The following is a 12,253-nucleotide window of genomic DNA, read 5'->3' as shown; positions in this document are numbered from 1 at the left end:
TTTGCTTCGAGCGGGGCGGATGTTGCGCCCCCTCTTCGCGCGGACGTTACCTTCGGCAGGTCAAGCGTCGGCCGGAACGGCGCTTACTGTGCGGTCGATGGTGCACTGTCCGAGCACCCGTGTGCCCACGTACACGACAGCCGTTTGCCCGGGAGCGACGCCGTCGAGCGGCGTCCGCGGACGGATCATCAGCTCGGGCTCCCCGGTCTCGGCGTGCGGCTGGACGACAGCGACAGCGGGAACCGGGTCGGCGTGCGCCCGGATCTGAACGTCGCACTCGAAGGCGAGGTCGGGGTGTTCGGGGGCGAGACCGGCCCAGGTGAACCGGGAGCCGGCGATCTCGCCGATCGCCAGTGCTTCCTTCGGGCCGACGACGACCTCGTTGGTCTTGGGGCGAACCTCGAGGACGAACCGTGGCCGACCGTCAGGGTCAGGCACTCCGAGGTTGAGCCCGCGGCGCTGGCCAACAGTGAACGCCTGTGCGCCTTCGTGTGAACCGACGACGGAGCCGGTCCGGTCGAGGATCTGGCCCTTCTCTGCGCCGACCCGGTCGGCCAGCCAGCCACGGGTGTCTCCGTCCGGGATGAAGCAGATGTCGTGGCTGTCGGGCTTGTTTGCGACGCTGAAGCCTCGTTCCGCTGCTTCTGCCCGCACCTCGGCCTTGGACGGGGTCGCGCCGAGCGGGAACATGGAGTGTTCGATCTGCTCGGCGGTGAGCACACCGAGCACGTAACTCTGGTCTTTCGCCCACGCGCTGGCGCGGTGCAGTTCACGGTTACCGTCGGCGTCTGTGAGGATGGTGGCGTAGTGCCCGGTGCAGACAGCGTCGAAGCCGAGGTCGAGTGCCTTCTCGAGCAGTGCGGCGAACTTGATCTTCTCGTTGCAGCGCATGCAGGGGTTCGGCGTTCGGCCCGCCGCGTACTCGGCGATGAAGTCATCGACGACGTCGAGCTTGAACCGTTCCGAGAAGTCCCAGACGTAGTACGGGATACCAATGATGTTCGCGGCTCGCTGGGCGTCCATCGAATCCTCGATGGTGCAGCATCCGCGGCTTCCGGTGCGCAGGGTTCCCGGCATCCGGCTCAGTGCCAGATGCACCCCGACGACCTCGTGGCCGGCTTCGACAGCGCGCGCTGCGGCGACCGCGGAATCCACTCCGCCTGACATAGCTGCTAAAACCTTCACCGGAACAGTGTACGCGCCGTATTCTGGGTGCGCTCTGTTTCGGCGAACTCAGGAGCCGAGGACAGTTTTGCGATCGGACAGTCCGGCTCGCGCCGCCTGGGCGTACGCGTGCGGAACGGCGGCGATCAGTGCGTCGATGTCGTCGTCGGTTGTCGAGTGCCCGAGCGTGACGCGGAGTGCCCCCCTGGCCTCGAGTTCATCGCGGCCCATGGCGCGAAGCACGTGCGACGGCTCGGGGATGCCCGCCTGGCAGGCCGAGCCTGTGGAGACCGAGACACCGGCCATGTCGAGGAGGAACAGCAGCGAATCGCCCTCGCAGCCGGGGAAGGCAAAGTGCGCGTTGCCCGGGAGGCGGTTCGACCCCGTCGCTCCGTTGAGCTTCGCGGTCGGAACCGCGTCGAGGATCCCGGCGATCACGCGGTTCCGCAGTGCGGTGAGCCGGCCGGATTCAGTGGACAGCCGCGCCTGGGCGAATCGGGCGGCCACGGCGAACGACACAGTACCTGCGACATCCTGTGTGCCTGATCGCACCTGCCGCTGCTGGCCGCCGCCGTGCAGCAGCGGTTCCACCTGAGCCGAACGGGAGACCACGAGGGCACCGATTCCGACGGGTCCGCCGATTTTGTGCGCGGAGACGCTCAGCGCCGCGAGGCCGGCACCGCCGGTGCTGCCCGAGTCCCGCCGCACAGCGGCGAAGTCCACGGGAAGGTAGCCGTACGCGGCAACCGCGTCGACGTGCAGCGGAACGTCATGTGCTGCGGCGAGCGCGGCGATGTCGGTGACCGGCTGGATGGTTCCGACCTCGTTGTTCGCCCAGAGCATGGTGATCAGGGCGACACGTGGGCCGTGCTCGGCCAGTGCCCGTTCGACAGCGGCAGGCTCGACGGTGCCGTCGCCGTCGAGCGGCAGCCAGGAGATCTCCGCTCCCTCGTGTTTCTCGAGCCACTCGAGGGTGTCGATCGTGGCGTGGTGCTCTCCCCCAGGCGCGAGGATCACCTGGCGGGCACTGTCGACGTTGCGCTTCCAGTAGATGCCCTTCAGGGCAAGATTGATGGACTCGGTACCGCCAGAGGTCAGGACGACCTCGATCGGGTCGCAGCTGAGAGACGTGGCGATGACCTCGCGCGCCTCCTCCAGCATGCGTTTGGCAGACTGCCCCTGCGAGTGAATGGACGCGGGGTTCCCCACCTGACGCATGGCATCCGTGTATGCATCAATCGCCTCAGGAATCATCGGGGTCGTCGCCGCGTGGTCAAGGTAGACGACCATGGCGGTCCTCCCTACTTTCGTCGATTCACGCACGAAACCCGTACCCAACTACTCTAGGTCGCATGACTTCTGCCGGCGCACAGCGCACTCTCGGTGTGCAGGCAACACCGCACGGCGGCGAACTTCGAGTCTGGTCTTCCTCAGCCCAGCAGCTTGAACTCGTGCTCTTTGACTCGAGAGATCCGAACTGGGTCACCGAGACCGTTCCGATGGAACACGGGGCAGGCGACGTCTGGACGGCGCGATCACCTTCGCTGAAAGCGGGGACGCGCTACGCGGTTCGAGCGGCCGGCCCCTCGGGCCCGACCCACGCGTTTGCCCCGTCGAAACTGCTGATCGAGCCGTACAGCCGCGGAATGGTGCGCGTCGCGCCCGGACAGTTTCGCTCGGTGGTCGTCGACGACGGTTTCGACTGGGGCGGCGTGACCAAACCCCACGTGCCGCTCGACAAAACGGTGATCTACGAGGCACACGCCAGGGGCATCTCGATGCTCAACAGGGGTGTCCCGGAGCACCTGCGAGGCAGCTACGCAGGACTGGCCCACCCGGCGACTCTCGATTACCTCACCGACCTCGGCGTCACAACCGTCGAGCTGCTCCCAGTGCACGCGTTCGCATCGGAGCAACGACTCATCAAACAGGGCCTCACGAACTACTGGGGCTACAACAGCCTGAACTTCTTCACCCCGCACCAGCCGTACGGTTCGAAGGCCGCTCAAGTGGAGGGGCCTGGCGCCGTGCTCCGCGAGTTCAAGGGCATGGTCCGGCTGCTGCACGAGGCTGGGATCGAGGTGGTCCTCGACGTTGTCTACAACCACACAGCCGAGGAGGGCAGGGACGGGCCGACGACGAGCCTGCGCGGGCTCGACAACGACGCCTACTACCGTCAGACAGCCGACGGCACGTACATTGACGTGACCGGTTGCGGCAACAGCCTGAACACGGCGCACCCGGTCGCACGCCAGCTCGTTCTCGACTCACTGAGGTACTGGGCAAACGACGTTCAGGTAGACGGATTCCGCTTCGACCTGGCCGTCACCCTCGGGCGGGATGCTAATCACGAGTTCTCGGCCGGGTCCGAGCTGTTGCAGGCGATCACCTCAGACCCCCTGCTTGCCGGCGTGAAGATGATCGCCGAACCGTGGGATGTCGGCGCTGGCGGCTGGCAGACCGGCTCGTTCCCGAACGGCTGGAGTGAGTGGAACGATCGGTACCGCGACCGGGTGCGCAACTTCTGGCTCTCCGACGTCGACTATGCGCGACGTGCCAGTGCAGCCCCCGTCGGCATCGGCGGTTTCGCCACACGCCTTGCAGGGTCAAGCAACACCTTCCCGGTCGAGCGCGGCCCACTGGCGTCCGTCAATTTTGTGACGGCGCACGACGGATTCACGCTGGCCGACCTCGTCTCGTACGACATCAAACACAACGTCGGCAACGGCGAATCGAACCGTGACGGCACAGACAACAACCGCTCGTTCAACCACGGCGCCGAGGGCCCAACCGCCGACGTCGCCGTCTTGGCCACCAGGCGCAAGGCGATGCGCAACCTCCTGGGCACGCTGCTGCTCTCGTCAGGTATACCCATGATCACCGCTGGTGACGAGTACGGCAGAACCCAGCGTGGCAATAACAACGCGTACTGCCACGACTCCGAGCTCACCTGGCTGAGCTTCCCGGTCGACGGCTGGCAGCACAACCTGCGGGCGCACGCCAAGCGGTTGATCGAACTGCGGCGGCAGAACCCGGCTCTTCGCCCTGTGCGGTTCGGCCGGGTCGGTGAGGCGGTGCCGAGTGCGAGCCGGATCGACTGGTACGACGCTTCAGGCAACACGATGAGTGAGGACGACTGGGCACGCGCAGACAACCGCACGCTGCAGTATGTTGCGGCGTCCACTCCCGAGTTCGAGGACTTCAACCGCATCCTGCTGATCGTCCACGGTGTTGAGGAACCCACGACCGTGACCCTGCCTGCGCACGACGACGTCACACGGTTCGAGCTGCTCTGGCGAAGTGATGATGAAACACCGAGAACGGATGCTGTCAGCTCGGTTCCCGGGGACACCATCGACGTTGCGCCAACATCGATGCAACTGTTCCGGCTCTTCTCCAACGACGCCTGACGGGCGGAACATGGCGAAAAAAGACACCTCCGTGGGGACCCCCGCGACCGTAGCGCTGGTGAAGGCGGGGATCGCGTTCACTCCTCACCCGTATGATCACGACCCTGCAGCCGCCGGTTACGGCCTCGAAGCGGCAAGCGCCCTCGGCATCGAAACGACCAGGGTTTTCAAAACGCTGCTCGCCGACGTCGACGGTGCGCTCGTCGTTGCCGTCGTGCCCGTCGCCGGACAACTCGACCTCAAGGCGCTCGCCGCTGCCGTCGGAGGCAAGAAGGCCCGGATGGCCGACCCCTCGCTCGCCGAGCGAAAGACCGGCTACGTCGTCGGCGGGATCAGCCCGATCGGACAGAAGACCCGGCTGCGAACGGTCGTCGACACTTCGGCGGCCCAGTTCGGCAGCGTGTTCGTGTCTGGAGGGCGACGAGGATTCGACATCGAGCTCGCGCCGGTCGACCTCGTGTCGGTGACCAGCGCCACGCTGGCCGGAATCGGCAAGGTCTGAGCGAAGCCCGGGGCCTGGAAACCCACGCGTGTGCGTGTTTCCGGGCCCCGTGGCATCCGCTCTATTCAGCCGTGTGAATCAGTCCAAGCTCGGCCGCATTGGCCAGCAGGTTGTTCTTCGGCACCACGCGCACGCTGTAACCGAAGCCGCCAGGCCGACGCAGCTTGACCGAGCCGACGAACTCGAGGGCGGAACCGTCGTGCTCTGCGCCGTTTCGCTCGTCCTGCTCTACCTCGAGATTGCGCGTGCGGGTCTCGTGCAACTCCTCGTCGCCCGTTTTGCTCTGTCCATAGACCACCTGAACGGCGACGTCGTCCGGCGAGAGGCTTCCGAGTCGCACGGTTGCACGCAGCCGGAGCTCATCACCCACCTGCGGTGTGGCGTCGAGGCCACCGGACTCGACGTGCACGATGGAAACATCCGACCAGGCCGCGGCAACTCGCCGCTTCCACTCGGCCAGCTGGCGTGCGGCCCGGTACCCGTCGAATCGCAGCTCGGCCTGGCTCGAGTGGGCCGGGAGATACAGTTCGGACACGTACTGGCGAACCATCCGGTCTGCGCTCAGTTGCGGCGACAGGGTCGCGAGTGTGTGCCGAACGTGGGTCAGCCAGCGCTCGGGTTCACCGTTCTCGTTCCTGTCGTAGAACAGCGGCGCAATCTGGTGCTCGATCAGTTCGTACATCGAGTTCGCTTCGAGCCTGTCGCGCTCAACCGGGTCGGTCGTGACGGCGGACGGAATCGCCCAGCCGTTTTCGCCGTCGAAGAACTCGTCCCACCAGCCGTCGAGAATCGACAGGTTGAGTGCACCGTTAAGCGCAGCCTTCATTCCGCTTGTTCCGCAGGCTTCAAAGGGGCGCAACGGGTTGTTGAGCCAGATGTCGGTTCCCGGGTACAGTTTCTGCGCCATCGAGATGTCGTAGTCGGGCAGGAACACGATGCGCTCGCGTACCGAAGGGTCGCTCGCGAACTCGACCACTTTTTGGATGAGGCGCTTGCCCTCCTCGTCGGCCGGATGCGATTTGCCGGCGATGACGATCTGGATCGGGCGTTCGGGGTCGGTGAGGAGCCGCTTGAGCCTGTCGGTGTCGTGAAGCATCAGGGTCAGGCGCTTGTATGTCGGCACCCGTCGAGCGAAACCGATGGTGAGAATGTTGGGGTCGAGGATGCTGGCCAGCCAGCTCGGAGTCACTCCCCCCGGGTTTTGGCTCGCCCAGGCACGGGCGACACGACGCCTGGCGTCGGCAACCAGCTCGGCGCGCATGACGTTACGGGTTTCCCAGAGCGCGGCTGTTGACAGCTGCGGGCTGGTCCAGTCCGCGCCGACCGTGTCTCGGCTCCCCCATGTGGCTTCGGCGAGCGCCGTCAACTCCGGCGCGGTCCAGCTCGGGGCGTGCACACCGTTGGTGATCGATGTGATGGGCACATCGTCGGCGTCGAAGCCGGGCCAGAGCGAGGAGAACATGCCCCTCGAGACCTGCCCGTGCAATTGCGACACACCGTTGGCGCGCTGGCCGAGGCGCAGGCCCATGACAGCCATGTTGAAGGCGCCACCGGCTGTTTCCGGTTCGCGCCCAAGCGCCAGAATGTCGTCAACCGCTACCCCGGGGAGCAGGTCGGTCTCAAAGTACCGCCGCACGAGGTCCGTTGAGAACCTGTCGATGCCGGCGGGCACCGGCGTGTGGGTGGTGAACACGGTGCCTGCACGAACGACCTGCAGGGCCTCGTCGAAGCTCAGTCCGCCACGGATCAGGTCGCCGATGCGTTCGAGGCCGAGGAACCCGGCGTGGCCCTCGTTCGTGTGAAACACTTCGGGCGGCCGCACCCCCGCGCGTTCGGCCCAGGCGCGAATGGCCCGGACGCCGCCGATACCGAGGAGGAGTTCCTGCCTCAGCCGGTGTTCCTCGGCACCACCGTAGAGCCGGTCGGTCACTCGGCTCAGCTCATCGGAATTCTCAGGAATGTCGGTGTCGAGGAGAAGAAGCGTGACGCGACCGACGGCGGCAACCCAGACTCGTGCGCTCAGCACCCGGTCGTCCGGCAGGCTGAGGGTGATGACGACTGGGCTGGAGTCCGGCTGGCGAAGCACGCGCAACGGAAGTCCGTCAGGGTCAAGCACCGGATAGGTCTCCTGCTGCCAGCCGTCCGATGACAGTGACTGGCTGAAGTAACCGGCACGGTAGAACAGGCCGACAGCGATCAGCGGGACGCCGAGGTCGGAGGCGCTTTTCAGGTGGTCACCTGCCAGGATGCCCAGTCCCCCCGAATACTGCGGCAGGGCGGCAGCAACTCCGTACTCCGGCGAAAAGTACGCGATGCTCTCGGGCTTGTCCCCCTCGAGGCCCTGGTACCAGCGGGGCTCCTGCAGGTACCTCTTCAGGTCGTCGCGCAGCGCGTTTGCGCGACCGACGAAATCGTCGTCTGCGGCGAGTTCATCAATCCGCTGCTGGCTGATCTCCCCGAAGAGGGTCACCGGATCGTGCTGGTAGTCACGCCACGCGTCAGGCGAGATCTCGGAGAACAGCTCCTGGGTTGGCAGGTGCCAGGCCCATCGGAGGTTGCCCGAAAGTGTCTCGAGAGAGGAGAGTCGCTCCGGGAGTGCCGGGCGAACGGTAAATCGTCGAATGGCCTTCACGCGTTCAGCCTAAGGGTGGGAGGGCGTTCGAAGTCAACACTCGCCCTATTGGGTCGAAGCAGTTTGGTCAAGGCTCATCACTGAGCTCGCTATTCGCGGTACGGTCGGACCGTGGCGAAGAAAGCATCGAGCACAGCGGCGGCGTCAGCCCCACGTGCAGCAGAAACCAGACCATCCGCTCCCGCACGAGGAATCGGGCGCATTCCCGTGCTCGGCCTCTCCCCCGTTGTCTCAGGCGGCCGATGGCCGGCCCGTGGCTACGTCGGCGAGGTGATTCCGTTCGGTGCGACGGCATTCCGAGAGGGGCACGACAGCATCGGCGTCGAGCTGTTGCTCACCGACCCATCGGGGCGTACGCACAGACATCCAATGCGCCTCGTGACCGTCGGTCTCGATGATTATTCAACGCTCGCCCAGGTCACATCGGTGGGAACGTGGACCTTCTCGGTGCGCGCGTACGCCGACGAGTGGGAAACCTGGCGGCACAACGCCGAGATCAAGATCCCCGCAGGCATCGACGTCGAGCTCATGTACACGATGGGTGCCGAACTCCTTGCTCGCGCGGCGACAGACAAGAACCGCCCCGTCCGCGAGCGCGATGCCCTTGCCACCGCCGCAGAATCACTTCTGGACGTCTCTGCTGGCGACGAGGTTCGCTTCGCCGTTCTTTCGGATCCCGAACTCGAGCGCATCATGCAAGTCCGCCCGATCAGAGGACTGGCCAGCGAGTCCGAGCCAGCCGAAATGCGGGTCGAACGCGCTCGCGCGGGCTCCGGCTCCTGGTATGAATTCTTCCCACGTTCGGAGGGCGCGAAGCAGCGCAAAGACGGCTCCTGGCAGTCCGGGACCTTCCGCACAGCGGCAAAGCGCCTCAGCGCGGTCGCGGCAATGGGCTTCGACGTGCTGTACCTGCCGCCGATTCACCCCATCGGTACCTCATTCCGCAAGGGTCCGAACAACACCCTCAATCCGGGTGAGCACGACCCAGGTTCGCCGTGGGCGATCGGTTCCCCCTCCGGTGGACACGACACCATCCACCCGGATCTTGGTACCGTCGAGGACTTCACCTGGTTCTTGGGCCAGGCCGCGAAGAAACAGATCGAAGTCGGCATCGATCTGGCTCTCCAGGCCTCGCCCGACCACCCGTGGGTCATCGAGCACCCCGAGTGGTTCACGACCCTCCCAGACGGGTCCATCGCGTACGCCGAGAACCCGCCAAAGAAGTACCAGGACATCTACCCGGTCAACTTCGACAACGATCCCGAAGGCATCCGCGCGGAGGTCCTCCGTATCGTGCGTTACTGGATCTCGCTCGGCGTGAAGATCTTCCGGGTCGACAATCCGCACACTAAACCCGTCGAGTTCTGGGAGTGGCTCATCGCCACTGTGAACGCTGAGGAGCCCGACGTCATCTTCCTGGCAGAGGCGTTCACCCGTCCGGCCATGATGCAGGCGCTCGCCCGGGTCGGCTTCCAGCAGAGCTACACCTATTTCACCTGGCGCAACACGAAGGAAGAGCTCGAGGAATTCTTCACGAGCATCTCGACCGAAACGGCCGATTTCCTCCGCCCCAACCTCTTCGTGAACACGCCGGACATTCTCACCGAGTATCTCCAGTTCGGTGGTCCAGCCGCGTTCACCATCAGGGCAGCCCTTGCCGCGACTGCGGCGCCAACCTGGGGTGTCTACTCCGGGTTCGAGTTGTTCGAGAACGTGGCCCGTCCCGGCGCAGAGGAGAATATCGACAACGAGAAGTACGAGTACAAGCCACGCGACTTCGCTGCTGCCGAAGCCGCAGGGCGATCGCTCTCGATCTACCTGGGCATACTCAACACGATCCGCAGGGAGCACCCGGCCCTGCAGCAGCTGCGCAACCTCACGCTGCACTCGAGCGATGACGACTCGATCCTTGTCTACAGCAAGCACCTCGACGGTGCATTCACACCGTCTGGCAACTCCGACACCATCCTGGTTGTCGCCAACGTCGACCCTCACTCGGTTCGCGAGACCACGGTTCACATCGACTCGACCGCGTTCGGTATCCCGCTCGGCACCCCGTACCGCGTGACGGACCTCGTCACCGGCAACAGCTGGCAATGGGGAACAGACAACTTCGTCCGGCTCGACGCATTCGTCGAACCGGTACACATCTTCCACGTTGAGGAGCTGAACCAGTGACAGACCCCACAAACCCGACCCCTGATGCACCGAAAGACCCGGTAACAGAATCGCCCTCCCAGCAGGTGAACCAGACGCATGCCGCGAAGCCGGTCGTTGAGAAGCCCCAGGTCGAGGCGGTGACGGATGCTGTCAGCAGCGCCGATTCCGCTTCTGACGTTGAGAGCGCCCCGGTTCCAGACGAATCGGTCCTCGAAGCTGTAGCTTCGGGCGCCTACTATGACCCGCACTCCGTTTTGGGACAGCACTCCGCAGGAGCCCGGACGGTCATTCGTGTGCTCCGGCCGCTCGCTTCAACGGTGACCGCCGTCCTCTCCACCGGTGAGGAAGTTGAACTCGAGCACCTCTACGGTGGAATCTGGGCCGGAAGCCATTCCTATGGTTTCGCCGACTACCGTGTGCGTGCCACCTACGAGAACGGTTCGCCCTGGACATCGGACGACCCCTACCGGTTCCCGCCGACCATTGGCGAACTCGACCTCCACCTGATCGGCGAGGGTCGGCACGAGGAACTCTGGCAGGCCCTTGGCGCCCGCCTCACGACACAGGCGTCCTTCGGCGACCCCGTCGTAGGCACAGCGTTCACCGTCTGGGCACCTCACGCCCGCGCTGTCCGAGTAATCGGCGACTTCAACGGCTGGTACGGCCCGTCGCATTCGATGCGCAATATGGGTCCGACCGGAGTCTGGGAGATCTTTGTCCCTGAGGTTGCCGCTGGCGCCAAGTACAAGTTCGAGATTCTCGGAGCCAACGGCGAATGGGTACGCCGCGCCGACCCGATGGCACGGTTCACCGAGACTCCCCCACTCACGGCATCCGTGGTCGGAGAGTCGACGCACACCTGGTCCGACTCGGAGTGGCTCGAGCACCGCGCGTCAAACAACCCTCACAACGGGCCGATGAGCATCTATGAGATGCACCTCGGCTCCTGGCGACCCGGCCACGGATACCGTGACCTCGCTGACCCGTTGATCGAGTACCTGCGCGCCCTCAATTACACGCACGTCGAATTCATGCCCCTCGCGGAGCATCCGTATGGCGGTTCATGGGGCTATCAGATCAGCGGCTACTACGCGCCGACCAACCGGTTCGGCCACCCCGACGACCTCAAATACCTCATCGACCGTCTGCACCAGGCCGGCATCGGCGTGCTGATGGACTGGGTGCCTGGACACTTCGCCACAGACGAGTGGGCCCTTGGGCGTTTCGACGGACAGGCCCTGTACGAGCACCCCGACCCGCGGCTCGGCGAGCACAAGGACTGGGGCACGTACATCTTCAACTTCGGCAACAGCCAGGTGCGCAACTTCCTCGTCGCCAACGCGCTGTACTGGCTGGAGGAGTTTCACGTTGACGGGCTTCGCGTCGACGCTGTTGCCTCGATGCTCTACCTCGACTATTCGAGGGAAGAGGGACAGTGGGTGCCGAACGAGCACGGCGGGCGGGAGAACCTCCAAGCCATCAGCCTGCTGCAGGAAGCGAACGCGACAGCGTACAAGCGCAACCCCGGTGTCGTGATGATCGCCGAAGAGTCGACCAGCTGGCCCGGTGTGACGAAGGCCACCTCAGGCGGCGGGCTCGGCTTCGGTATCAAGTGGAACATGGGCTGGATGAACGACACCCTCCAGTACATGCAACAGGACCCGATGTACCGCACGCACCACCATGGGGAGCTCACGTTCACCTTCGTGTACGCGTTCAGTGAGAACTTCCTGCTGCCGATCAGCCACGACGAGGTCGTGCATGGCAAGGGCTCGCTGCTGTCGCGCATGCCTGGCGACCACTGGCAGAAGCTCGCCAACGTTCGAGTGTTCCTTGCGTTCATGTGGGCGCACCCCGGGAAGCAACTGCTGTTCATGGGCCAGGAATTCGGGCAGCCGTCCGAATGGTCTGAGGCACGGGGGCTCGACTGGTGGATCCTCGACCAGCCGGCTCACCAGGGCCTGTTCAACCTCGTCGGCCAGCTCAACGCTGTCTACAAGGAAAACCCGGCGCTCTGGGCGCTCGACAACGACCCGAGCGGTTTCGAACTGATCGACGGAGGAGATGCCGAGAACAGCGTGCTGTCGTTCCTCCGCCGCGACAACGAAGGCAACACGATCGCCGTCCTGCTCAACTTCTCGGGTGTCGCACTCAACTCTCATCGGATCGCGCTGCCGGAGGCCGGAGAGTGGGAAGAACTCCTCAACACAGACGCCGCCCATTACGGCGGTTCAGGTGTGGGAAATATGGGGTCGGTCACCGCAACAGATGTGGCGTGGGGCGGTCGTCCGGCATCCGCCGAGGTTACGCTGCCGCCGCTGGGAAGCATCTGGCTCCGGCTTCGACGCTAAACGTTCGCCAGACACACAAAAGCTCCGGCCGAGT

At 64.9% G+C, this 12,253-nt stretch carries 7 protein-coding genes; 4 read left to right on the top strand and 3 right to left on the bottom strand.

Annotated features, from left to right (window positions below):
* Nucleotides 1–60: 60 nt before the first annotated feature.
* Entirely contained in the window at nt 61–1,185 is a 1,125-nt protein-coding gene (mnmA, locus tag D9V28_RS03290; protein WP_183086413.1) for a tRNA 2-thiouridine(34) synthase MnmA, read from the bottom strand.
* Nucleotides 1,186–1,233: 48 nt separating this feature from the next.
* On the bottom strand, nt 1,234–2,454 hold the full coding sequence (locus D9V28_RS03285; RefSeq protein WP_121658254.1) for a cysteine desulfurase family protein: 1,221 nt from the start codon (nt 2,452–2,454) through the stop codon (nt 1,234–1,236).
* A 62-nt stretch (nt 2,455–2,516) separates the two neighbouring features.
* Here D9V28_RS03285 and glgX point away from each other — a divergent pair, with 62 nt between their 5' ends.
* A complete protein-coding gene (gene glgX / locus D9V28_RS03280) occupies nt 2,517–4,574 on the top strand; it encodes a glycogen debranching protein GlgX (protein WP_121658253.1) in 2,058 nt (685 codons plus the stop codon).
* Nucleotides 4,575–4,584: 10 nt separating this feature from the next.
* Nucleotides 4,585–5,076, top strand: a complete 492-nt coding sequence (gene ybaK / locus D9V28_RS03275; RefSeq protein ID WP_121658252.1) for a Cys-tRNA(Pro) deacylase — start codon at nt 4,585–4,587, stop codon at nt 5,074–5,076.
* 61 nt (nt 5,077–5,137) lie between these two features.
* Here the strand turns inward: ybaK and glgP are convergent, their stop codons facing one another.
* Nucleotides 5,138–7,708 carry an alpha-glucan family phosphorylase gene (gene glgP, locus D9V28_RS03270; protein WP_121658251.1) on the bottom strand — a complete coding sequence of 857 codons (2,571 nt, stop codon included), beginning with the start codon at nt 7,706–7,708 and terminating at the stop codon, nt 5,138–5,140.
* A gap of 111 nt (nt 7,709–7,819) precedes the next feature.
* Between glgP and D9V28_RS03265 the strand changes: the two genes are divergently transcribed.
* Entirely contained in the window at nt 7,820–9,886 is a 2,067-nt protein-coding gene (locus tag D9V28_RS03265) for a maltotransferase domain-containing protein (protein ID WP_183086412.1), read from the top strand.
* Nucleotides 9,883–12,219: a 1,4-alpha-glucan branching protein GlgB gene (gene glgB, locus D9V28_RS03260; RefSeq protein ID WP_121658249.1), complete on the top strand. Its 2,337-nt coding sequence runs from the start codon at nt 9,883–9,885 to the stop codon at nt 12,217–12,219. The genes D9V28_RS03265 and glgB overlap by 4 nt, the downstream gene beginning before the upstream one ends.
* The last annotated feature ends 34 nt before the right edge of the window (nt 12,220–12,253 follow it).

The organism is Mycetocola zhadangensis (assembly GCF_003668565.1).
GTDB classification, from domain to species: Bacteria; Actinomycetota; Actinomycetes; order Actinomycetales; family Microbacteriaceae; genus Mycetocola_A; species Mycetocola_A zhadangensis.
This window is presented reverse-complemented; position numbering and strand designations above follow the sequence as displayed.